This window comes from Rhodoplanes sp. P11, assembly GCF_964266735.1.
Lineage (GTDB): Bacteria > Pseudomonadota > Alphaproteobacteria > Rhizobiales > Xanthobacteraceae > Rhodoplanes > Rhodoplanes serenus.
Genome location: NZ_CAXWGY010000001.1, coordinates 1397230 through 1418360 on the forward strand (window position 1 = coordinate 1397230; position 21131 = coordinate 1418360).

Genomic DNA, 21131 nt, shown 5'->3' on the forward strand with positions numbered 1-21131 from the left:
TTGCCGGACCGGCGGGGAGAGGGGTGCGCCGGCGCGCGCCGGTCCGGCCGGGCCGGCGGGGAGGCGCCGCCGCGGGAGAGCGGCGGTGACGATCAGAACGGCAGGATCACGTCGAGGAGCTGCTGGCCGTAGCGGGGCTGCTGCACGTCGGTGATCTGGCCGCGGCCTCCGTAGGCGATGCGGGCCTCGGCGATCTTGGTCGAATCGATGGTGTTGTCGCTCTGGATGTCCTCCGGCCGGACGATGCCGGCGACGATCAGCTCCCTGATCTCGAAGTTGACGCGAATCTCCTGGCGGCCCTCGACCACCAGGTTGCCGTTGGGCAGCACCTGGGTGACCACCGCGGCCACGATGGTGGATAGCTCCTCCTTGCGGTCGATGGTGCCCTTGCCGTCGCTCGATCCAGTGGAATCGGCGGTCAGGATGCGGCCCGGCAGCGGCGCCTTGGCGGTCGGGAACGTCTTGGTGCCGATGAAGTCGGTGACGCCCGAGTTCTCGTTGCCGGAGCGGCTGCGGCTGGTCTCGTTCTCGTACTTGGCCTTGTCGGTCACCTTCACGGTGACGGTGAGGATGTCGCCGACCTGGTGGGCGCGCTGATCCTTGAAGAAGGCGCGGGAGCCGTTCCGCCACAGCGAGTTCGGATTGTAGACCGCCGGCTGCGGCGTCGGCATCGGCATCTGCACCGGCTTGTAGCCGGGCTGCGCGGTGGGATTCTCGATCGCCCGCAGCGCCGGCTGCTCGCCCACGCTGGAGAGCCGGTCGATCGCCGAGCAGCCGCCCGCCAGGGTGGCGGCGAGCAGCGCCACCACGGTCGCAGTTCGCCGCGGGAGCTGGGAAAGGGTGTCGTCGCGCATGATACCTCACTCACCCGGCTTGAGGGCGCCGGGGCCGGAAGCCCCGGGCACCGAGCCGGCCGACTCGACAGCGGCGGCCGCCAGCACCCGCGGGGTCGCCGACACCAGGGTGATCTGGCCGGCCCCGGTGACGATGCCCTGGACGGTTCGCTTGGATTGAACGTTGACGGCGGTGATCATGTCGCCCTCGGCGCCGCTCTCGATCGCCTTGCCGCGGGTGGTCAGCATCAGGCCGGGCGCCTCGTAGATCATGGTGACGGTGTCGTCGCGACGGACCAGGTCGGGCTTGGTCAGGTCGCCGCGCCGGATCACCTGGCCGGCGCGAAGGTTCTGCCGTATCGCCAGCCCGGCGACGCGGTCGCGCGGCGAGGCGGCGTCGATCGGCACCTCGTGCCGCGGGCGCCGCTCGATCAGCACGTCGGTGGTCTTCAGCACGTCGCCGCGCTGCACCGCGCGGGTGACGATCACGGCCTCGGTCATCTCCACCAGTGTGCCGGTGAAGCGCAGCGGCACCCGCCGCGCCGCCTGGCTGCCCGGCACCTCGAAGGTGATGTCAAACCGGGTGGAGCGCGGATCGTAGCTCGATCGCGCCACCACCAGCTCGCCGTGGCTGGTCGGCTCGACCGCGAAGGGGCGCACGTCGCGCTCGACCGTCAGGGTCAGGTTGCTGGCCTCGCCGAGCCCGTACTGGCCGGCGAACGCCTGGAGGATGCGGGCCTGGATGTCGGCCACGGTGACGATACGGCCGGCCCGCGTCACCTCGATCTCGGTGATGTCGCCGACCTCGACGCGGAACAGCCGGTGCGGCCGCAGCGCATCGAGCACCAGCGCGGTGGAGACGCTGCCGGTGGTGCCGACATCGGGGGCGCGGAACACCGGCACGGCGGCGACGGCGCCGGCGTTCTCGACGAGATCGCCGATCCGCACCAGCGGATCGCTGACCAGCACGGCCCGCCGCAGCATCGGCACCGGGCGCGGATCGACCAAGACGGGCTCGGTCGCCTGTCCCGGTGCTGCGGTGAGCGGGCCGAGCAGGGCGGCCGCGACGGCGGCGGCCAGGATGGCGGCGCGGCGGCTGAAGCGGCTTGTGAAGCGGATCATGGCCGTCCTCCTCACGAGCGCAGCATGCTGGTGCTGGCTTGCAGCATCGAGTCGGTCGCCGAGATCACCTTGGCGTTCATCTCGTAGGCGCGCTGGGCCGCGATCAGGTCGGAGATCTCGGTCACCGCCTCGACATTGGCTTGCTCCAGGCTGAGCTGCTGCAAGTCGCCGAGGCCGTCGACGGTGGCGAGCCCGTCCTGTGGGGCGCCGGAGGCGGGCGTCTCGACGAACAGGTTGTCGCCGATCGGCTGGAGGCCGGCCTTGTTGATGAAGCGGGTGAGGGTGAGCTGGCCGAGCACCTGCGGGGTGGTGTTGCCCGGAATGGTGACCGACACCTGGCCCTGGCTGTTGATGGTGACCGAGGTGGCGTTGGTCGGGATGGTGATGCCCGGCTGCACCAGGTTGCCCTGCGCCGTGACGATGCGGCCCTGGCCGTCCTTCTCGAAGGAGCCGTCGCGCGTGTAGGCATAGCTGCCGTCGGGCATCTGGATCTTGAAGAAGCCTTCGCCCCGGATGGCGACGTCGAGATCGCGCCCGGTCGGCAGGATGGTGCCCTGGGTCATGATCCGCGGCGTGCCGACCGTCTTGACGCCCGAGCCGATGTCGACGCCGACCGGCAGAATGTTGCCCTGATCGGAGGTCTGGGTGCCGATCCGGCGGACATGCTCGTAAAGCAGGTCCTGGAACTCCGCGCGCTGCCGCTTGTAGCCGGTCGTGCGCATGTTGGCGATGTTGTTGGAGATGACCTGGACGTTGAGTTCCTGGGCCATCATGCCGGTCGCGGCGGTGTGGAGGGCGCGCATGCCGTTGTCTCCTCAGGGCTCGATCAGGTCGGCACGTCGGCGAGACGCTCGATCGCCGACTTGCGCAGGTCGTTCTGCTGGGACAGCAGGTTGGAGACGTTGGTGTAGGCCCGCGTGATCTCCATCAGGCGGGTGATCTCGATCACGGTCTTGACGTTCGACTTCTCGATGGCGCCCTGGATCAGCTTGGAGCCGGTGCCGGCCGGCTGGGCGGCGCCGGCGGCGGGCGGCGCCGAATAGGTGTTGGTGCCTTCCTTCTGGAGCTGCTGGGGCTGCGCGAAGACGACCATGCGGATCTTGCCGCGCTGCGAGTCGGTCTTGTTGTCGGCGCCTTCGAGAACGCTGACCCGCCCCTCGGGCGTGATCGAGATGTTGCGGTCGAGCGGCTGGAACACGATGGGGCCGGCGTCGCCCATCACGCGCGACCCGTCCATGGTGACGAGCTGGCCCTGATTGTTGATCTGAAGGGCGCCGGCGCGGGTGTAGCGCTCGCCGTTGGGAGTCTGGACCACCAGGAAGGCGCTGCCGTCGATGGCGACGTCGAGGGGATTGCCGGTCTCCTGGATCGGTCCCTGGCCGAGGTCGTGCCAGCTGCCGCCGTCCTGGACGAAACGGATCACCCGGTCGCCGCCGCCGAAACGGTTCTCGCGCGCGACCGGCGAAAGGTATTCCTGGAACACCTCGCGGTTGGCCTTGTAGCCGGTGGTGTTGGCGTTGGCGACGTTGTTGGCGACCACATCGAGGTCGCGGCGCAACGCCACCTGCGCCGACAGCCCGACGAGAGCTGCGTTCGGCATGGTGGTCTCCCCCTCCGGCCGGGGCGTCGCTCTCCCGTGCGGCGCTCCGGCGTGCGTCGCGTCGGCTCTCCCAAACCGGCGCTCCGCAATTTGTGAAGCAGCCCGCGTGCCAGAGGAGAAAAGATAGAAAAATCAAATGGAAACGGCGCGAGAACCAGCCCTCGCGGGCGGCAAGATGCGCCCCGCGACCGGCGCCACCCGGCAAATTGTGCCGCATCGCAGCGCTCTGGAAAGTTTCCGTTAACCATTTGGCCCCTACTGTGGTGACGAGGCCGGACTCGCGGGACCCGTGACCGACCGTGGCGAACGTCCGGTCAGGCGGCATGCGAAGCGGCGATCGGGGGCGCGGCGATGGCGGACAAGGGCAAGACTTCCGAGCAGGACGCCGACACGGCGACGCCGGAAGGCGGCGAGAAGCCGAAGGGCAAGCTTCCGATCAAGCTGATCGCGATCGCCGGTGGCGCCGTGCTGCTGCTCGGCGGCGGCGGCTTCGCGGCGTTCAAGATGCTCAAGGGCGGCGGCCATAGCGAGCAGGCGGCCGCGCATGCGCCGGCGGCGCCCAAGCCGGCGGTGTTCTTCGACGTGCCGGACGTGCTGGTGAACCTCTCGGCCGTCAACAGCGAGCGGACTCAGTATCTCAAGGTGAAGGTGGTGCTCGAGCTGCCCGACGCCAAGCTCAAGGAGCAGCTCACCCCGATGATGCCGCGGCTCCTCGACATGTTCCAGACCTACCTGCGCGAGCTGCGCCCGACCGATCTCGACGGCTCCGCCGGCCTCTATCGGCTCAAGGAGGAGCTGACCCGGCGCGTCAACGCCTCGATCGCGCCGAACCGCGTGAACGCGGTGCTGTTCAAGGAAATCGTCGTCCAGTGACGCACCGGGTTCCCGTGCCATGCCGCCTGATCAGACCGTCGACCAGGACGCCCTAGCGGCCCAATGGGGCCTGGCCCTCGAAGCCGAATCCGCCGCGCCCGCCGGCGACGGCTCGCAACGCAAGGAGGGCGAGGTCGACGAGCAGATGGCGGCCCAGTGGGCCGCCATCATCGACGAGACCAACGAGGGCGCCGCCGGCAAGGCGAGCGCCGAGCGCACGCTCGGCCAGGAGGAAATCGACGCGCTGCTCGGCTTCAGCGCCGCCGACCTGTCGCTCAGCGACAACTCCGGCATCCGGGCGATCATCGATTCGGCGATGGTCTCCTACGAGCGTCTGCCGATGCTGGAGATCGTCTTCGACCGGCTGGTCCGGTTGATGACGGCCTCGCTGCGCAACTTCACCTCCGACAACGTCGAGGTGTCGCTCGACCAGATCACCTCGGTGCGCTTCGGCGACTATCTCAACTCGATTCCGCTGCCGGCGATCCTCGCGGTGTTCCGGGCCGAGGAATGGGAGAACTTCGGCCTCGCCACGGTGTCGTCGAGCCTCATCTATTCGATGATCGACGTGCTGCTCGGCGGGCGCCGCGGCCAGTCGTCGGTGCGGGTCGAGGGGCGCCCCTACACGACCATCGAGACGGATCTCGTCAAGCGCATGGTCGAGGTGATCCTGGCGGACGCCGAGCTGGCCTTCAAGCCGCTGTCGCCGGTGAAGTTCAACATCGACCGCTTCGAGACCAATCCGCGCTTCGCGGCGATCTCGCGGCCCGCCAATGCGGCCATCCTGGTGCGGCTGCGCATCGACATGGAGGACCGCGGCGGCACCGTCGAGCTGCTGCTGCCCTACGCCACCATCGAGCCTATCCGCGACGTGCTGTTGCAGATGTTCATGGGCGACAAGCTCGGTCGCGATCCGATCTGGGAGGGGCATCTCGCCACCGAGATCGGCCACGCCGAGATCGCCGTCGACGCGGTGCTGTACGAAGCCTACCTGCCGCTGCGCCGGCTGATGGAGCTGGATGTCGGCGACACGCTGGAGCTCGACCTCAAGCCGGAGGCGCTGGTGGCGGTGCGCTGCGGCAACATCACCCTCACCGAGGCCCGCATGGGGCGGGTCGGCGACCGCGTCGCGGTGCGGGTCGCCAAGCCGCTGCGGCGGCCGAAGACCACCTTCGCCATGTTCGAATCGGCAGGCGAATCGTCCAAGCGCATGGAGGCGTCGTCGTGACACAGTGGATCGGATTCGCCGTCGAGGGGCTGGTCGCGGTCCTGTTGCTGCTGACCATCGCGTATTGCGTGGCGCTGAACTCCAAGCTGCGGCGGCTGAAGGCCGACGAGCACGCCCTCAAGGCCACCATCGCCGAGCTGATCACCGCGACCGAGATCGCCGAGCGGGCGATCGCCGGCCTCAAGGTGACGGTGCGCGAGTGCGACCAGAACATCGGCGATCGCCTGCGCACCGCCGAGCGGTTCGCGGCCGATATTCAACGCCAGATCGAGGCCGGAACCGTGGTGCTGGATCGGCTCGCGCGCATCGTCGCGGCGTCGCGCCCGGCGCCCGAGCCGGCCGCCGAGGCTCCCGCGCCGGTGCCGCCCGCCACGTCGCCGGCGGCGCTCGCGCCGGCCCCCGACAGCAAGGCGGTTCTGGCCGCCGCCCAGGCGTTCGCCGAGCGCGCTCGCGCCCGCGCCAAGGGACTCGCGGCATGACTCTGTTCCGCGAGCTGAGGCTGATCCCCGTCGTGCTGTTCGCGGCGGTGTGCCTGCTCGCCCTCAAGGTGCTCGGTTTGGTGATCGACGACGGCGCCCCGATCGGCGGGTTCGAGAGCCCGGCGACGCCGGCGCGCGCTCCCGCCGTCACGGTCGAGCGCGCCGGCGTGCGGCCCGACGCCCCCGCTCAGACGCCGCGCGGCTCGTGGGCCAAGGAGATGTTCAACTATCCCGACGTCACCGGATCGGTCGGCGGCGGTGCGCCGCTCGTCACCGGCTCGGCGCCCTCGAAGCCCAAGGAGGGCGAGAAGAAGGAGGAGAAGAAGCCGCAGCCCGCCAATCCGGAGCCGAGCCCCGGCGGCATGCTGGTGCCGCTGAACCAGGCGCCGATTCCGCCCGGCGAGCGCGCCTTGCTCGAACGCCTCCAGGAGCGCCGCCAGGAGCTGGAGGCGCGGGCGCGCGAGCTGGAGGTGCGCGAGAACATGCTGCGCACCGCCGAGAAGCAGCTCGAGCTGCGCATGGGCGAGCTGAAGGACATCGAGGAGCGCATCAAGGTCGCGTCGCAGCAGAAGGACGAGGCAGAGTCGCAGCGCTTCAAGAGCCTCGTCACCATGTATGAGAACATGCGCGCCAAGGACGCCGCCAAGATCTTCGACCGGCTCGAGATGAAGGTGCTGCTCGACGTCGCCTCGCAGATCAATCCGCGGCGGATGTCCGACATCCTCGCCATGATGGGGGCCGAGCAGGCCGAGAAGCTGACCGTCGAGCTTGCCGCCCGGGCGAGCGCGACGCCGCGCACGCCGTCGCCGAACGAGCTGCCGAAGATCGAGGGGCGGCCGAAGTCGCAGTAGCGCCGGCGCGGCGTAGCAGCCCGAGTCGCCGACGTCGCCCCGGGGCGCGTGGTCCCCGGATGTCGCGTCGATCTGGCCTCGGCTGTGCCGACGGCCGCAGACTGCTGAATCATCGGCTTGTCGGGACGCCGTTCGGCGGCCAAGCTGGGCCGATGCACACGACCCCCGACATCCTGTCTCTCCTCGCCATCGGAACCGCCACCTTTCTGTTCGCTGGGCTCGTCAAGGGCACCATCGGGCTGGGGCTGCCGACCGTCGCCATGGGGCTGCTCGGCCTCGTGCTGCCGCCGGCCACCGCCGCCACGGTGCTGCTGGTGCCGTCCTTCGTCACCAATGCGTGGCAGATGCTCGACGGCCCCGAGCTCGGCCGGCTGCTGCGGCGGCTGTGGCCGATGCTGGCCGGCATGGTGGTCGGAACGCTGGCGGGGTCGTGGTCGATCGGACTCGCCTGGCCGGGTGCCGGGGCAGCGCTGGGGGTGGCGCTCGCGCTCTACGGTCTCGTCGGTCTGCTCGGGCTGCGCGTCGCGGCCGAGCAGGTGAAAGCGATCTGGATCGGTCCCGCGGTCGGACTTGCGACCGGGCTGGTCACGGCGGCGACCGGCGTGTTCGTGCTGCCCGCCGTGCCGTATCTCCAGGCGCTCGGGCTCGGCAAGGACGGGCTGGTGCAGGCGCTCGGCCTGTCGTTCACGGTGTCGACCGTGGCGCTCGGCATCGGGCTCACGCAGGCGCAGACGCTGGACGCGCCGCTGCTCGGCCTTTCGGTGCTGGCCTTGCTGCCCGCCGGCGCCGGGATGTGGCTCGGCCAGATGCTGCGGGCGCGGGTGAGCGAGACGGTGTTCCGCACCGTCTTCTTCGCCGGGCTCCTGGTGCTCGGCGGCTACGCGGTGGTGCGCGGGCTCTGAGCGGCCACGCCCCACGGTGCTCGGCGCGCCGGCCCGGTCAGCCCTGCTTCAGGCCGGCCCGCACCTCCGCCTCGATCAGCTTCCAGATGCGATCCACCAGGCCGACGAACGCCTGGCTCCGCTTGAGCTCCAGGGTGCGCGGCCGCGGCAGCGGCACGGCGATCTCCTCGCGGATGGTGCCGGGCCGGGCGCTGAACACGATGACCCGGTCGGAGAGGAACACCGCCTCGTCGATCTGGTGGGTGATCAGCAGCACGGTCTTGCGGGTCTCCTGCCAGATCGACAGCAGCTCGGTCTGCATGATCTCGCGGGTCTGCGCGTCGAGCGCCGCGAACGGCTCGTCGAGCAGCAGGATCTTCGGATTGACCGCGAGCGCCCGGGCGACGTTGACGCGCTGGCGCATGCCGCCCGAGAGCTGGTGCGGATAGTGGTGCTCGAAGCCGCCGAGCCCGGCGATGTCGATGAACCGCTGGGCGATGCGGTGGGCGTCGCGGGTCGGCATGCCGGCCAGCGACAGGCCGTAGCCGACATTGTCGATCACGGTCTTCCACGGCAGCAGCGAGTCCTGCTGGAACACCACGGCGCGGTCGGGACCCGGCTGGTCGACGGTGCGGCCGTCGACCAGGATGCGACCTTCGCTCGCCGGGATCAGCCCGTCGATGATGCGCAGCAGCGTCGACTTGCCGCTGCCGCTGGCGCCGACGATCGACACGAACTCACCTTCGGCGATCGTCATGTCGATGTCGCGCAGGGCTTCGACGGCCGGCTTGTTGCGCCGCCGGAAGGTCTTGCCGATACCTTCGACGCGCAGACGGACGGCGCTGTTCATTCCTGCCTCCATGGTGCGAGCCGCCGCTCCAGCGAGGCGAACAGCACGCTGCCGATCAGGCCCATGGCGCCCAGCATGATCACGTAGCCGAGCACCCGGGCGGTGTCGAAAGTCTGGCTCGCCGACAGGATGGCGAAGCCGAAGCCGGCGAAGGAGCCGAAGAACTCCGCCACCACGATGCCGACCAGCGCGCGGGCCCAGGCGACTCGCACGCCGCTGACGATGAACGGCAGCGCGTAGGGGAACGTCACGGTGGTGAAAATCTGCATCGGCCGCGCGTTGAACGAGCGCGCCGCCTCGACGAGCTGCGGGTCAGTGGCGCGCAACCCCGCCTCGGTGGTCACCACCACCGGGAACACCGCGACCAGGATGACCAGCACGAACTTGGAGGTGAAGCCAAGCCCGAGCCAGGCGATGAACAGCGGCGCCAGGGCGATGATTGGCACCGAGTTGAGGGCGCTGAGCACCGGCCCGCCGGTGAGCGACAGCATGCGGCTGGACGCCAGGGCGAGGCCGATGGCGACGCCGATCGCCACCGAGACGACGAACGAGGTGACCACCGCCGTGACGGTGGCGGTCGCGTTGGTCCACATGGCGCCGTCGACCACCTCGTGGACGAGAGCGGCCGCGACGTCGGCGGGCGGCACCAGCAGGAGCCGGTTGGTGACCACCATCGACACCACCTGCCAGATCAGCAGCACCGCGACGACCGAGATCGCGATCCGCGCCAAGCTGGCGGTCCGGGTGTCCTGTTCGAGAAAGTCGTACAAGCGCCGCACGGTCGGCTCCCGGTTATCGCGCGTGGGCGGGGGCCGGGCTATGCCGGCGGTGCGACGCGACGATCGCCCGCGGATGGCCGGCGACACAGAGGCTGATCATGGACGTCTCCCCGATGTCGGGTGGGTGTCGGATCGTGGTCGAGAGATGAGGCCGGGCCGCGCCGGCCACAACGATCCGGAGGGATCGCGTGGCCCGGCCGCCGCCCGGCCGGGTGTGCGCGCGGCGAGCTACTGGCCCTCGATCTTGGCCTCGCGGATCACCTTGGCCCATTTGTCGTGCTCGGCCCGGATCTGGGCCGCGAACTCGTCCGGCTTGTTGAGGATCGGCGTGAAGCCGAGCTCGACCAGCCGCTCGCGCACGCCGGGCGCCTCCATGGCCTTGGTGATCTCGGCGTAGAGGACGTCGACGATCGGCTGCGGCGTTCCGGTCGGCACTAAGAATCCCTGCCAGGTGGCGGACTCCTGGCCGGGGAAGCCGACTTCGGCGATGGTCGGGATGTCGGGGGCGGAGGGGAAGCGCGCCTTGCTGGTCACCGCGAGCGCGCGGACCTTGTCGAGCAGGCCGACCACCGTGCCGAGCGTCATGCAGCCGATCTGATTGTGGCCGCCGATGATCGACTGGAGCGACGGCCCGGAGCCGCGGAACGGCACATGGGTGGCCTCCAGACCATAGGAGAGCTTGAGGAACTCGACCGCGAGGTGGCCGACCGTGCCGGTGCCGCCGGTCGCGTAGGTGTAGGTCTTGGGGCTGGCCTTGATCAGGTCGATCAGCTCCTTCAGGCTCTTGGCCGGAACCGAAGGGTGCACGAAGTAAACGTTCGGCGAGTCGCTGACCACGGTGATCGGGACGAAGTCCTTGATCGGGTCGAACGCCACCTTCTGGAACAGCGTCGGGTTGATGACCAGCGACGGCGAGGCGAGCAGCACCGTCGTCCCGTCGGGCGCCGAGCGGGCCGCCGCCGCCATGCCGATATTGCCGCCGGCGCCGCCCATGTTCTCGACATAGAACTGCTTGCCGAGATTGTCGGACAGCTTGGTGGCGACCAGGCGGGCGATGATGTCGGTCGGGCCGCCGGCCGCGAACGGCACCAGGATCTTGACGGGGCGGTCGGGATAGCCCTGGGCGAGCGCCGGTGCCGACGGGCGCAGGCCCGCGGCCGCGGCGGCGCCCCCGGCCAGCATCGTCATCACGGTGCGTCGCGACGGCGAAGCGCCGGCCGGGCGGGCCGGCGCCTCGGACTCGGCGGCGGCAATGTCGTGATCCATGGGCGTCCTCGTGGTGGCCGACGTCGTGCTGTCTGACGGCATGTCGATCTCCGATCGGGCTCCGGAGCGGGCGATCCGGCCGGATCGGCACCCGCTCGTCTCGTCGTTGGGTGGTCGCGCCTGCGACGGCGAACCGTTGTCACGTCGCCGGATGTGTTCCGGCGGTCGTCAATCGGCGAGGCGCCACGCCGGCTCGGCGAGCGGCGCGGTCAGGTCGCGGAGCAGGCGTCCGTAGCCCGCGATGGGGCTGTTGACGCCGAGCACCCGGAGGCAGGTCCAGAAGCAGGCGGTGTTGCTCGATACCACCGGCTTGCCGAGCGCCTGCTCGATGTCCTCGATCACGTCGAGGGTGGCGAGATTGGCGCAGCTGATGAAGATCGCGTCGGCGTCGGGACTGTCGATCTCGCACGCCATGCGGTAGATCGCCTGCGGCGAGACATGGCCGATGTTGCGCCGGTCGGCCTGGTTGTGACCCATCTCGAGGCCGAGATAGCGGGTCACCGCGATGCCGTACTCGCCCAGGAACTCGACCTCGCGCCGGTTGACGAAGTCGACATAGGGCGTGCCCATCGCCACTCGCTTGGCGCCGAGCGCGCGTAGCGCGCTGACCACCGCGCCGGCGGTGACGATGGCGGGCGTGCCGGTCTGCTCCGCCATCGAGCGGGTCAGCGCGTCGAGCGGGCACACCACCGAGCCGGCCGTGCAGCCGAAGGCGACGATGTCGACCTCGGCGGTGGCCAGCTCGCCGGCCGCCCGGCCGAGGTCGCGCGCCATCCGGAAGAAGGAGTCCTCGTCCATCTCGCCGGTCAGCAGCACCCGGGAAGTGTGGATGGTCACCCCCCGGGGGGCGAGCCGGTAGAACTCCGGCTCGTTGATGTTGTTGGACGAAGGCGTGATCAGGCCGATCTTCGCGCGCCATCCGTAGGGTCGGTTCAAGTCCAGCGCCTTCATCGTGGTCTCCGGTCGGGTGCGGCCCCTGTCACAACGGATAGGTGGCGCGGGCCTGCTTGCCCCAGCCCTTCTCGCCGACCACCTTGCCGTCGACGAACACGGTGCGGCCGCGCACCAGCGTGCGCACCGGCTTCGCCTTGAAGCGGCGGCCTGCATAGGGCGACCAGCCGGTGAGGCTGAGCACGTCGGCGTCCTTGACCTCGTACTCGGTGTCGAGATCGACCAGCACCAGATCGGCGTCGTAGCCCGGCATCACGTCGCCCTTGCGGGTGAGGCCGAACAGCCGCGCCGGCCGCGTCGACATCGCCTCGACGGCGCGCTCGATCGGGAACTTGCCCTCCAGCGCGGCGGTGAGGAACATGCTGACGTAGAACTGGGTCGACGGCGTGCCGGTGTGGGCCTTCCAGCCGTCGGTCCAGCCGATCTCCTTCTCCTCGCGGGTGTGCGGGGCGTGGTCGGTGGCGACGATGTCGATGGTGCCGTCGGTGAGCCCTTCCCACAGGCTCGGCACGTTCTTCTCCGGCACCCAGTAGGAGAGGGCGTAGGAGCCGAGCCGCTGGATGGCGCCCCAGTCGCAGCCGAGGAACAGCGCCCACGGATTGATCTCGCAGGTGACCTTCTGGCCGGCCGCCTTGGCCCGGCGGATCAGGTCGACGCTGCCGGCGGTCTGGGTGTGCAGGATATGCAGATGGCAGCCGGCCGCCTTCTGGAGACGCAGCAGGGTGGCGATGGCAGTCTCCCAGATCACGCCGTCATGCGCCGCATAGGCCTTGGCGTAGGCGAGGGCGTCGCGCTGCTGGCGCTCCCAGAAGTCCTTCTCGATGACGTCCATCAGCGCCTGGTCGTGCGGATGGACCATCAGCGGGATGTCGACCTCGGCGCAGTGCTTCATGATCTCGAGGATCTTGCCGTGGTCGTGCACGCCGATGCCGGGCATGTGCGGGTAGGAGCGGCCGGTGTCGACCACCATGAAGATCTTGAACGCCGCGATGCCCTGCTCGGCCATCCGCGGAATCTCGTCCGCGATGGTCGGCGCCGGATTGAAGTTCCAGTCGACGATGGCGTCGCGCTCGTAGATGGCGAACTGCTTCTTGAGCAGGTCGAGCGAGTTCGGCGGCGGGTTGACGTTCGGCATGGCGACCGAGGTGGTGACGCCACCGGCGGCGCACTGCTGGGTCGAGGTGTAGATGGTGTCCTTGTACTCGAAGCCGGGCTCGCTGCCCTCGCGATGGTGCGAGTGCATGTCGACCACGCCGGGGATGACGGCGAGCCCGCCGGCGTCGATCACCTCGGTGGCGGGCGGCTCCTGGCCCGGCTCGTAGAGGCCCGCGATGGCTCCGTCCTTGATGCCGATGGAGGTGCGGCTCTTGCCCTTGGCGGTGATGAGCAGGCCGTTCTTGATGACGCAGTCCATGGAAGACTCCCGGTTCGGATCGGTGATGTCGGGGGAAGGGCGGTCAGCCGGCCTGCACGGGCGCCGGGCGGCGGCGGATGGTGTCCAGCACCTCCGCCACGAAGGCGCGCGACAGGCCGCGGGTGATGAAGACGATGCGCGAGCGGCGGTCGCCGTCCGGCCACTCCGGCAGCACGGTCGGCGGATGGAACAGGTGCTGCACGGCCTGCAACACCACGGGCCGGGGCTCGCCCGCGATGTCGACGAGGCCCTTGACCCGCAGCAGATCACTGCCGTGCGCCATCACCAGGGCGTCGAGCCAGCCGGCGACGTGCTCCCAGGCGAGCGGCTCGTCGTAGGTGAGGCAGAACGAGCCGATCTCGGCATCGTGGCGGTTGACGTCGTGATGGTGGTGGCGGCCCGGCGCCGCGTCGCCGTCGTGATGGTGGTGGCCGTCGTGGTGGTCGCCGCCCGCATAGGCCTCGGCGTTGAGCCAGGCCAGCACGTCGTCACTCTTGGTGGCGGGATCGTAGATGTCGGCGGTGGCGAGCTCGCGCGGCATCGGCATGCGGTCGGTGCCGGAGACGTGCAGCCGGGCCCCCGGATTGAGGGCGCGCAGCCGCGCCGCCAGGGTCTCCGAGGTGCCGCTGGCGGCGGGCAGGTCGGTCTTGGTGACGATGATCTCGTCGGCGACCGCGGCCTGCTTCACGGCCTCGGGCTGGTGGTCCAGGGTGGCGAGGCCGTTGACGGCGTCGACCGTGGTCACCACCTGGTTGAGCCGGTAGCGCGCCGCCACCGGAAAGGTCATCAACGCCTGGATCACCGGCGCCGGATCGGCGAGGCCGGTGGTCTCGATCACCACCCGGTCGAAGGCGCGCACCGCGCCGGCGCTGCGCTTCTCGGTCAGCTCGCGCAGCGTGTCGACGAGGTCGCCGCGCACCGTGCAGCACAGGCAGCCGGTGGACAGCTCGATGGTGTTGTCGCTGCTCGCCGCGATCAGCTCGTGGTCGATGCCGATCTCGCCGAACTCGTTGACGATCACGGCCGCACCGGCGAGGTCGTCGGTGCGCAGCCAGGCGTTGAGCAGCGTGGTCTTGCCGCTGCCGAGAAAGCCGGTCAGCAGCATCACCGGCAGCCGCTCGTCCTTTGCTCCGGGCATGGCTCTCACTTCGCCGCGAGGTAGCGCGGGTCGTAGTAGCGGGACAGGTCGAACGGCTTGGAGGAGGCCGGGTTGGCCCCGACCGCCTGGTCGATCTTGATGATGTTCTCGAGCCCGGCGGCCGGCACCTCGAGGTTCTTGGCGATCGCCTGCTGCTCGGCGACGATGAAGGCGTAGGCGTCGGCGCAGATGTCGCGGTCGGTCTTGGTGTAGGCCGCCAGGATGTCGATGGCCTTGTCCTTGTTGGCGGGGTCGTAGATCCACACCGCCGCCTTCTGGAGCGCCTTGGTCAGCCCGGTGGCGGCATCGCGGTTCTGCTCGGCCCACGTCTTATTGAATATCAGCGGTGTCTGGACATAGGGCTCGCGATAGACGTCGAGCACCTTCATCTTCTGGCGGATCGCCAGCGTGTCGAACGGCGCCAGCAGCAGGGCGGCCTGCACCTGGCCGTTGCCGAGGGCGACGACGCGGTCGCGCGAGTTGGTGAGCGCCACCATCTTGACGCCGCGCGGGTCGACCCCGATGCGCTGGAGCTGGTAGCGCAGCAGGTTGGCGGTGCCGCCTTCGACCGCGCCCGCCGTCACGGTGGAGCCGGCGAGCTGCTTGGGCGTGTCGATGCCGGGGCCGGCCACGAGGCGCAGCACGGTCTTGCCCAGCACCGCGCCGCTGATCACCACCGGGGCGCCCTGGTCGATGGCGCGAATCACCACGTCGCCGAGCGACACGCCGGCCTCGACGCTGCCCGACGACACGGCTTGCAGCAGCGCCGGGCTGGAGCCGGCGATCAGCTCCTTCACGGCGATGTGGCGTTCCGCGTAGAAGCCGAGGTCGCGGGCGATCGCGTGCAGCCAGAGGAGCGCGCTGGGCGCCAGCACGGCGACGCGGACCTCGGTCGGCTGCTGAGCACGGGCGGGCGCGGCGGCCGGCACGGCGGCGACCGCCGTGGCGACAGCGAGGCACATCAGGCGGACGGCGAACCTCATGAGGCGGGTCTCCTTCGGGCGGCACCTTGGGTCGTTGTTCAACTATTGAAAGGAGTGCATATTGTCAGCATACGGCAATCATCCTGTTTGGCAAGAAATGAAAAATCCCTTCTTGATTGTGGGCGGTCAGATATGAATGGACCGGCGCGAATCCTCGCCGTTCTGCAGCTCTTCGAGGGCGGACCGAGCGTGTGGACGGTCGAGGAAATCGGTCGTGCGCTCGACCTGTCGACCTCGACGGCCTACCGGAGCGTGCGGGCGCTGGTGTCGGCCGGCATGCTGGAGCCCGTCGCCGGCGCCGGCTACGCGCTCGGCCCGGCCTTCATCCGCTACGACCGGCTGCTGCGGCAGAGCGACCCGCTGATCCTGGTGGCCGATCCGGTGATGCGGGAGCTGCGCGACGCCATCGCGGGGCGCGGCACCCTCGTGCTGTGCCGTCGGTTCCGCGACTGCGTCATGTGCGTGCACGAGGTGCGCGGCCCGCCGCCCTACGGCGAGACCACCTACGAGCGCGGCGTCGCGATGCCGATGTTCGTCGGTGCCAGCTCCAAGGCGATCCTGGCGAGCCTGCCGGACCGCCTGCTCAAGTCGGCCTATCTGGAGAACGAGGCGGCGATCCGCGCCTCGGGACCGAAGAGCTGGGCCGAGTTCAAGGAGCATCTGCGCGAGATCAAGCGCCTCGGTTACGCGCTGACCGACTCCGAGGTGGCGCCGGGCCGCATCGGCCTCGCAGCGCCGATCTTCCGCGGCGACCAGGTGGTGGCCGGCATCAGCCTGGTCGTCACCACGCCGGTGATGAGCCGCGCCCAGGTCGAGGCGTTCGTGCCGAAGCTACAGGCCGCCGCCGAGGCGATCGGCGAGCGGCTGTCGGACGACCAGGGGCTGCCGCGATGAGCCGCACGTCGTGTCGCCGCGGTGCCGCGTTCGGCCGTCGAAACCGCCGCCCGCGTGGGTTTGCATATCGGGCGGTGTAGGCTAATCAGGAGGACCAAGAAACACGCAGGAGACGAACGCTTGAGTGGGACGATGCGGGCCCTGGTGCTGCGCCGGCACGGCAGCCTCGATGATCTCGACTATGTCACCGACCATCCCCGCCCGGCCGTCACGGCTGGGCATGTCGTGATAAGGGTGCGGGCCTCGTCGTTCAATTATCACGACGTGTTCACGGTGCGCGGCATGCCCGGCATCAAGGTACCGCTGCCGGTGGTGATCGGCCTCGACATGGCGGGCGAGATAGCCGAGATCGGGCCGGGCGTCACCGGCTGGTCGGTCGGCGACCGCGTGCTGGTCAACCCGGTCAATCGTAAGCTCGGCCTGATGGGTGAGATGCTGGACGGCGGCATGGCCGAGTACTGCCGCGTCGCGGCCGATCAGCTCGTCGCCATGCCGGCCGGCGTCACCTTCGAGCAGGCGGCGGCGCTGCCGGTCGCCTACGGCACCGCGCACCGCATGCTGATCACCCACGACACCGTCAAGGCGGGCGAGCGGGTGCTGATCCTCGGCGCCTCCGGCGGCGTCGGCACCGGCTGCGTCATCCTCGCCAAGATGCTCGGCGCCGAGGTGATCGCCTGCGCGTCCAGCGACGCCAAGCTGAAGCGCCTGCAGGAGATGGGCGCCGACGAGGCGATCGACTACACCAAGGTCGATTTCTCCAAGTGGGCGATCGAGCGCTACGGCAAGCCGCAGCGCCGCACCTACGAGGGCGGCGTCGATGTGGTGATCAACTTCACCGGCGGCGACACCTGGGCGCCGTCGCTTAAGTGCGTGAAGCGCGGCGGCAAGATCCTGGTGTGCGGCGCCACCGCGGGCCACGATCCCAAGGAGGATCTGCGCTACATCTGGAGCTTCGAGCTGAAGATCATCGGCTCCAACAGCTTCTACGACGACAACCTGGCGGCCCTGATGGAGCTGATCGCGCAGAAGAAGCTGGCGCCGGTGATCGACACGGTGTTGCCGCTGGACGAGGCCCGCGAGGGCCTGCGCCTGATCCAGGACCGCGAGGTGATCGGCAAGGTCGTCGTCACGCCGTGAGCCGCCGCGTGCGCGGCCCGCGCACGCGGCATTCAGATCCTCCACGCGAAAGACATTTCATGAGCCAGGACCTCACGGCCGAGCAGGTCGACGCGATGATCACCCAGGGGCCGTTCCATCAGTGGCTCGGCCTGAAGGTGACGGCGCTCGACGACGCGGGTATCGAGATCCGCGCCACCTGGCGGGAGGAGTGGAAGGTCCACCCCGAGCGCCCCTACACCCACGGCGGCATCCTGGCGACGCTGCTCGACCTCGCGGCCGACTGGGCGCTGGTGCGCCGCACCGGGCGCGGGGTGCCGACCATCGACCTGCGGGTCGACTATCACGCGGCGGCGATGCCGGGCGACCTCGTCGTGCGCGGCCGCATCGTCAAGGCCGGCAGCCAGTTCTCGACCGCGGAGGCGCAGATCTTCGATCTCGACGGCAAGCTGCTGGCGAGCGGCCGCGCCACCTACTTCACCGGCGCCGTGGCGAAGCCGAAGGGCTGACGGACGCATGCGCGACGTGGCCAATCTCGGTGACCTGATCGATCGCGCCGACGACCCGGACAAGCTCGCGGTGATCGATCTCGGCGGCGAGGAGAGCCCGCGCGAGGTCACCTATGCGGCGCTCGACGCCGCCGCGAACGGCGTCGCCCGCGCGCTGACGTCCCGCGGTTTTTCGCGCGGCGACCGAGTGGCGATCCTCTCGGCGAACCGCTCCGAATATCTCGCCGCCTATCTCGGCATCATGCGGGCCGGTCTCGTCGCCGTGCCGGTGAACTTCAAGTTCCCGCGCGAGACCATCCGGTTCATCCTCGCCGACTGTGGTGCCCGCCTCGTCTTCTGCGATCCGGCGCGGCGCGCCGACGTGCCGGCGGATCTGCCCGCCGTCGATTTCGGGGCAGCCGGCCAGGAGGGGTTCGCGGCGTTCCTTGATCCCGGCCCGTTCACGCCTGTCGCGCCGCGGCCCGACGAGCCGGCGATGTTTCTCTACACGTCGGGGTCGACCGGCACGCCCAAGGGTGTCGTGCTGTCGCATCGCAGTCATCTCTGGGTGGTGCGCACGCGGCTCGCCGGCCAGGATCTCTCGGGCCACCGCTTCCTGATCGCGGCGCCGCTCTATCACATGAACGCGCTGGCGCTGGCCAAGCTCGCTTGCGCGGCGCACGCCACCATCGTGCTGCTGCCACAGTTCACCGCCACCGCCTATATCGAGGCGATCGGCCGCTACCGCGCGACGTGGCTCACCGCGGTGCCGCCCATGATGGCGATGATGCTGCGCGAGCACGACCTCTTGGCGCGCACCGATCTGTCCAGCGTGAAGCTGGTGCGCATGGGCTCGGCGCCGGTGAGCGCCAGCCTGATGGCGAGTCTGCGCCGGCTGCTGCCGGACGCCGCGATCACCAATGCCTACGGCACCACCGAGGGCGGCCCGGTGGTGTTCGGCCCGCATCCCGGCGGGCTGCCGCAGCCGGAGACATCGGTCGGCTATCCGCATCCGCAGGTCGCGGTGCGGCTCGTCGACGGCGACGACCGCGACGCCGACGAGGGCGAGCTGGAGCTGAAGTCGCCGGCCGTGATGCTCGGCTATCACGCCCGGCCCGACGTGCCGTCGCCCATCACGGCGGACGGCTTCTACCGCACCGGCGACGTGTTCCGGCGCGATCCGCAGGGCTTCCACTATTTCGTCGGCCGGGTCGACGACATGTTCGTGTCGGGCGGCGAGAACATCTATCCGGGCGACGTGGAGCGCATGCTGGAGCGCCATCCCGACGTGGCGCAGGCCGCCGTGGTGCCGGTCGACGACGAGATCAAGGGCCAGAAGCCGGTGGCCTTCGTGGTGCCGCGTGCCGGCACCCGGCCGGACGCCGCCTCCGTCAAACAGTTCGCGCTCGATCACGCGCCCGCCTACCAGCATCCGCGCCGGGTGTGGTTCGTCGACAAGCTGCCGCTCGCCTCGACCAACAAGATCGACCGCGGAGCGCTGCGCCACGAGGCGGCGCGCCGCCTCGGCGAGCCCGACGACGGGACGTGACGGCCCTGTCGTAACCACGCGGCGCCGCCGCTCAGCTGCGCACGTCGCGGCGCCAGCGAAACAGGTGCCGTTCGAGCGGCGCCAGAAGGCCGATCTCGATCACTACCATCATGGCGATCTGGGCGATGGTCCAGGCGAACACCTGATCGGTCTGGATCAGGTCGGACGCCTGGCGCAGCCGGTAGCCGACGCCGCTCGAGGCGCCGAGCGTCTCCGCCACCAGGCTGACGCGCCAGCCGAACCCGAAGGCGAGCCGGGCGCCCGAGAAGAAGTAGGGCAGGATCGACGGCACGTAGATCTTGAGCAGCGTCTTCAAGCGCGAGAAGCGTAGCGTCTGCGCCAGCTCGACATAGTCGGCGTTCACCGCCTGGGTGCCCTGCCAGACATTGGTGATGATCAGCGGCAGCGCCGTCATCAGCACCACGAAGATCGGGGTGAGGGGCGACAGGCCGAACCAGATGATCGCGAAGATCGCCCAGATGGCCGAGGACACCGTGTTCATCACCGGCAGCACCGGCTCGAAGAAGGCGCCGAGCGTGCGGTTGGAGCCGAGCAGGATGCCGCCCGGCACCCCGATGGCGACCGCGAGCGCGAAGCCGGCCAGCACCCGCGACAACGTGGTGAGCAGGTTGGCGACGAGATCGCCGCTCGCCGCCAGCGTCACCAGGCGCTGCGCCACCCGGTCGGGGCTGGGCAGCACGTAAGGCGCCGTCGCCAGCGAGGCGGCCCACCACAGCGCGATCAGGAGCAGCAGCAGGCCGGTGCGGCGCAGCGCCAGGCCGGTGCGGCTGGTGGCCGGCGTGCCGCCGGTGTCGGCCGGGGCTCTCACGGGGCCTTGGCCTGCTGATAGGCGGCGGGTGCGAACAGCGTGTCGGGCACCGGCTTCTCGATGGTGCCGGCGGCGCGGAACACCTCCGCCATGGTCTTGAGGGTGGCGATGTCGGCGGGCTCCAGCGAGGCGATGTAGATCTGGTCCCACAGCTTCACATACGAGGTGGCGTCACGCGCGTCGAGATTGGCGGTCCGCCGCAGGATATCGGCGGCCTTCTCGGTCTCGCTACGGCCGAACGCGGTCGCCGCCATGATGCCCTTGACGAACTTGGTCACGGCCTGCGGGCTCTGGCGGGCGAAGCTCTGATGCACCAGCGCGACCGCGAGGATCGGCGGCGCCTTGGCGCCGGTCATCCGCTGCCACTCCTCGACCACGTTGCCGAGCGGGCGCAGCTTGACGTCGGCCACCGAGGCGAGGGTGACGGCGCGCAGCGCCGCGACGTCGATGTCGCCTTGCGTCAGGAATTGCAACAGCCGGCCCTCGTTGCCGGGCACCGCCGTGTAGTCGCTGCGCTTGAGATCGTGGTTGCGTTCCAGCACCGCGGTGGTGATGGCATACATGGCGCTGCCGGCCGGCGACATGCCGACCTTCTTGCCCTTGAGGTCGGCGAGCGAGCGGATCGGCGAGCCGTCCTTGGTGACGAAGGTGGCTTCGGCGATCTGGGTGACCAGCGCCACCTCGAGTGGCGCGCCTTCGCCGCCGAGCGTGAAGGCGCCGGTGGCCGGCGCCCCGAAGGCGACGTCGATCGACTGGGTGATCAGCGCCTTGGTGGGCCCGTTGACGTCGGAGAACTTCACAAATTCGGGGGCGAGCCCCTGGGCCTCCAGGAACTTGCCGACCTCCAGCACGGCGCCGAAACCGACGCTGAAGCCGCTGGTCCAGTAGCCGACGCGGATCTTCTCCTGGGCGACGGCGGCAGCCGGCATCAGCAGGGCGGCCGCCAGGGCGAGGAGGGCGGTGGTCTTGCGCACGGGCATCGGGGTCTCCGTTGCGGAGGAGGGAAC

The 21131-nt window shown here is 69.8% G+C and carries 22 protein-coding genes; 9 read left to right on the forward strand and 13 right to left on the reverse strand.

Annotated features, from left to right (window positions below):
* Nucleotides 1-92 precede the first annotated feature (92 nt).
* The 4 genes from flgH to flgF are packed head-to-tail and all read right to left on the reverse strand — an operon-like array spanning nucleotide 93 to nucleotide 3555.
* Nucleotides 93-854, reverse strand: a complete 762-nt coding sequence (gene flgH / locus ACFQUV_RS06145) for a flagellar basal body L-ring protein FlgH (RefSeq protein WP_111384422.1) — start codon at nucleotides 852-854, stop codon at nucleotides 93-95.
* A gap of 6 nt (nucleotides 855-860) precedes the next feature.
* Complete coding sequence (flgA, locus tag ACFQUV_RS06150; RefSeq protein WP_129609832.1) at nucleotides 861-1955, reverse strand: flagellar basal body P-ring formation chaperone FlgA; 1095 nt, start codon at nucleotides 1953-1955, stop codon at nucleotides 861-863.
* 11 nt (nucleotides 1956-1966) lie between these two features.
* Nucleotides 1967-2758 (reverse strand): flagellar basal-body rod protein FlgG, encoded by a 792-nt coding sequence (flgG, locus tag ACFQUV_RS06155; RefSeq protein ID WP_111384424.1) that lies wholly within the window; start codon nucleotides 2756-2758, stop codon nucleotides 1967-1969.
* Between the two features lie 23 nt (nucleotides 2759-2781).
* Complete coding sequence (flgF, locus tag ACFQUV_RS06160; RefSeq protein ID WP_129609830.1) at nucleotides 2782-3555, reverse strand: flagellar basal-body rod protein FlgF; 774 nt, start codon at nucleotides 3553-3555, stop codon at nucleotides 2782-2784.
* A gap of 351 nt (nucleotides 3556-3906) precedes the next feature.
* On the opposite strand from flgF, the gene fliL reads away from it, so the two are divergent.
* The 5 genes from fliL (at nucleotide 3907) to ACFQUV_RS06185 (ending at nucleotide 7888) form a co-directional block, all read left to right on the forward strand.
* Nucleotides 3907-4428 (forward strand): flagellar basal body-associated protein FliL, encoded by a 522-nt coding sequence (gene fliL, locus ACFQUV_RS06165; protein WP_111384426.1) that lies wholly within the window; start codon nucleotides 3907-3909, stop codon nucleotides 4426-4428.
* Nucleotides 4429-4447: 19 nt separating this feature from the next.
* Complete coding sequence (gene fliM, locus ACFQUV_RS06170; protein ID WP_129609828.1) at nucleotides 4448-5656, forward strand: flagellar motor switch protein FliM; 1209 nt, start codon at nucleotides 4448-4450, stop codon at nucleotides 5654-5656.
* Complete coding sequence (locus ACFQUV_RS06175; RefSeq protein WP_129609827.1) at nucleotides 5653-6135, forward strand: DUF6468 domain-containing protein; 483 nt, start codon at nucleotides 5653-5655, stop codon at nucleotides 6133-6135. The genes fliM and ACFQUV_RS06175 overlap by 4 nt, the downstream gene beginning before the upstream one ends.
* Nucleotides 6132-6986 (forward strand): MotE family protein, encoded by an 855-nt coding sequence (locus ACFQUV_RS06180; protein WP_129609826.1) that lies wholly within the window; start codon nucleotides 6132-6134, stop codon nucleotides 6984-6986. Before ACFQUV_RS06175 ends, ACFQUV_RS06180 begins: the two co-directional genes overlap by 4 nt.
* A 152-nt stretch (nucleotides 6987-7138) precedes the next feature.
* Complete coding sequence (locus ACFQUV_RS06185) at nucleotides 7139-7888, forward strand: sulfite exporter TauE/SafE family protein (protein WP_129609825.1); 750 nt, start codon at nucleotides 7139-7141, stop codon at nucleotides 7886-7888.
* 37 nt (nucleotides 7889-7925) lie between these two features.
* Here the strand turns inward: ACFQUV_RS06185 and ACFQUV_RS06190 are convergent, their stop codons facing one another.
* The 7 genes from ACFQUV_RS06190 to ACFQUV_RS06220 form a co-directional block, all read right to left on the reverse strand.
* The gene (locus ACFQUV_RS06190; RefSeq protein ID WP_129609824.1) at nucleotides 7926-8717 is read right to left on the reverse strand and encodes an ABC transporter ATP-binding protein; all 792 of its coding nucleotides are present in this window, start codon (nucleotides 8715-8717) and stop codon (nucleotides 7926-7928) included.
* Nucleotides 8714-9496: an ABC transporter permease gene (locus ACFQUV_RS06195; RefSeq protein ID WP_129609823.1), complete on the reverse strand. Its 783-nt coding sequence runs from the start codon at nucleotides 9494-9496 to the stop codon at nucleotides 8714-8716. The genes ACFQUV_RS06190 and ACFQUV_RS06195 overlap by 4 nt, the downstream gene beginning before the upstream one ends.
* A gap of 228 nt (nucleotides 9497-9724) precedes the next feature.
* Nucleotides 9725-10762, reverse strand: a complete 1038-nt coding sequence (locus ACFQUV_RS06200) for a tripartite tricarboxylate transporter substrate binding protein (protein ID WP_165364009.1) — start codon at nucleotides 10760-10762, stop codon at nucleotides 9725-9727.
* A gap of 168 nt (nucleotides 10763-10930) precedes the next feature.
* A complete protein-coding gene (locus ACFQUV_RS06205) occupies nucleotides 10931-11713 on the reverse strand; it encodes an aspartate/glutamate racemase family protein (RefSeq protein ID WP_129609821.1) in 783 nt (260 codons plus the stop codon).
* A 28-nt stretch (nucleotides 11714-11741) separates the two neighbouring features.
* A complete protein-coding gene (locus tag ACFQUV_RS06210; protein ID WP_129609820.1) occupies nucleotides 11742-13127 on the reverse strand; it encodes a dihydroorotase family protein in 1386 nt (461 codons plus the stop codon).
* A gap of 43 nt (nucleotides 13128-13170) precedes the next feature.
* Nucleotides 13171-14265, reverse strand: coding sequence for a GTP-binding protein (locus ACFQUV_RS06215; protein ID WP_129609818.1), 1095 nt, complete (start codon nucleotides 14263-14265; stop codon nucleotides 13171-13173).
* A 5-nt stretch (nucleotides 14266-14270) separates the two neighbouring features.
* Complete coding sequence (locus ACFQUV_RS06220) at nucleotides 14271-15248, reverse strand: ABC transporter substrate-binding protein (RefSeq protein WP_129609816.1); 978 nt, start codon at nucleotides 15246-15248, stop codon at nucleotides 14271-14273.
* 132 nt (nucleotides 15249-15380) lie between these two features.
* Between ACFQUV_RS06220 and ACFQUV_RS06225 the strand changes: the two genes are divergently transcribed.
* The 4 genes from ACFQUV_RS06225 (at nucleotide 15381) to ACFQUV_RS06240 (ending at nucleotide 19295) form a co-directional block, all read left to right on the forward strand.
* Nucleotides 15381-16142 carry an IclR family transcriptional regulator gene (locus ACFQUV_RS06225; RefSeq protein WP_129609814.1) on the forward strand — a complete coding sequence of 254 codons (762 nt, stop codon included), beginning with the start codon at nucleotides 15381-15383 and terminating at the stop codon, nucleotides 16140-16142.
* Nucleotides 16143-16274: 132 nt separating this feature from the next.
* Entirely contained in the window at nucleotides 16275-17279 is a 1005-nt protein-coding gene (locus ACFQUV_RS06230) for a zinc-binding dehydrogenase (RefSeq protein ID WP_207211521.1), read from the forward strand.
* A 59-nt stretch (nucleotides 17280-17338) separates the two neighbouring features.
* On the forward strand, nucleotides 17339-17767 hold the full coding sequence (locus ACFQUV_RS06235) for a PaaI family thioesterase (RefSeq protein WP_111384440.1): 429 nt from the start codon (nucleotides 17339-17341) through the stop codon (nucleotides 17765-17767).
* 7 nt (nucleotides 17768-17774) lie between these two features.
* Entirely contained in the window at nucleotides 17775-19295 is a 1521-nt protein-coding gene (locus ACFQUV_RS06240; RefSeq protein WP_129609810.1) for a class I adenylate-forming enzyme family protein, read from the forward strand.
* 31 nt (nucleotides 19296-19326) lie between these two features.
* Here the strand turns inward: ACFQUV_RS06240 and ACFQUV_RS06245 are convergent, their stop codons facing one another.
* Both ACFQUV_RS06245 and ACFQUV_RS06250 read right to left on the reverse strand, forming a co-directional pair.
* Complete coding sequence (locus ACFQUV_RS06245; RefSeq protein WP_129609808.1) at nucleotides 19327-20124, reverse strand: ABC transporter permease; 798 nt, start codon at nucleotides 20122-20124, stop codon at nucleotides 19327-19329.
* Complete coding sequence (locus ACFQUV_RS06250; RefSeq protein ID WP_129609806.1) at nucleotides 20121-21104, reverse strand: ABC transporter substrate-binding protein; 984 nt, start codon at nucleotides 21102-21104, stop codon at nucleotides 20121-20123. Before ACFQUV_RS06250 ends, ACFQUV_RS06245 begins: the two co-directional genes overlap by 4 nt.
* Between the last annotated feature and the right edge of the window lie 27 nt (nucleotides 21105-21131).

Coding starts and splice junctions, on each gene's coding strand:
- ACFQUV_RS06200 (WP_165364009.1), bottom strand. CDS start 10,762: ATGGATCACGACATTGCCGCCGCCGAGTCCGAGGCGCCGGCCCGCCCG.
- ACFQUV_RS06230 (WP_207211521.1), top strand. CDS start 16,275: ATGCGGGCCCTGGTGCTGCGCCGGCACGGCAGCCTCGATGATCTCGAC.
- ACFQUV_RS06190 (WP_129609824.1), bottom strand. CDS start 8,717: ATGAACAGCGCCGTCCGTCTGCGCGTCGAAGGTATCGGCAAGACCTTC.
- ACFQUV_RS06240 (WP_129609810.1), top strand. CDS start 17,775: ATGCGCGACGTGGCCAATCTCGGTGACCTGATCGATCGCGCCGACGAC.
- ACFQUV_RS06185 (WP_129609825.1), top strand. CDS start 7,139: ATGCACACGACCCCCGACATCCTGTCTCTCCTCGCCATCGGAACCGCC.
- ACFQUV_RS06205 (WP_129609821.1), bottom strand. CDS start 11,713: ATGAAGGCGCTGGACTTGAACCGACCCTACGGATGGCGCGCGAAGATC.
- ACFQUV_RS06180 (WP_129609826.1), top strand. CDS start 6,132: ATGACTCTGTTCCGCGAGCTGAGGCTGATCCCCGTCGTGCTGTTCGCG.
- fliM (WP_129609828.1), top strand. CDS start 4,448: ATGCCGCCTGATCAGACCGTCGACCAGGACGCCCTAGCGGCCCAATGG.
- ACFQUV_RS06210 (WP_129609820.1), bottom strand. CDS start 13,127: ATGGACTGCGTCATCAAGAACGGCCTGCTCATCACCGCCAAGGGCAAG.
- ACFQUV_RS06225 (WP_129609814.1), top strand. CDS start 15,381: ATGAATGGACCGGCGCGAATCCTCGCCGTTCTGCAGCTCTTCGAGGGC.
- flgH (WP_111384422.1), bottom strand. CDS start 854: ATGCGCGACGACACCCTTTCCCAGCTCCCGCGGCGAACTGCGACCGTG.
- ACFQUV_RS06220 (WP_129609816.1), bottom strand. CDS start 15,248: ATGAGGTTCGCCGTCCGCCTGATGTGCCTCGCTGTCGCCACGGCGGTC.
- ACFQUV_RS06235 (WP_111384440.1), top strand. CDS start 17,339: ATGAGCCAGGACCTCACGGCCGAGCAGGTCGACGCGATGATCACCCAG.
- ACFQUV_RS06250 (WP_129609806.1), bottom strand. CDS start 21,104: ATGCCCGTGCGCAAGACCACCGCCCTCCTCGCCCTGGCGGCCGCCCTG.
- flgF (WP_129609830.1), bottom strand. CDS start 3,555: ATGCCGAACGCAGCTCTCGTCGGGCTGTCGGCGCAGGTGGCGTTGCGC.
- ACFQUV_RS06215 (WP_129609818.1), bottom strand. CDS start 14,265: ATGCCCGGAGCAAAGGACGAGCGGCTGCCGGTGATGCTGCTGACCGGC.
- flgG (WP_111384424.1), bottom strand. CDS start 2,758: ATGCGCGCCCTCCACACCGCCGCGACCGGCATGATGGCCCAGGAACTC.
- flgA (WP_129609832.1), bottom strand. CDS start 1,955: ATGATCCGCTTCACAAGCCGCTTCAGCCGCCGCGCCGCCATCCTGGCC.
- fliL (WP_111384426.1), top strand. CDS start 3,907: ATGGCGGACAAGGGCAAGACTTCCGAGCAGGACGCCGACACGGCGACG.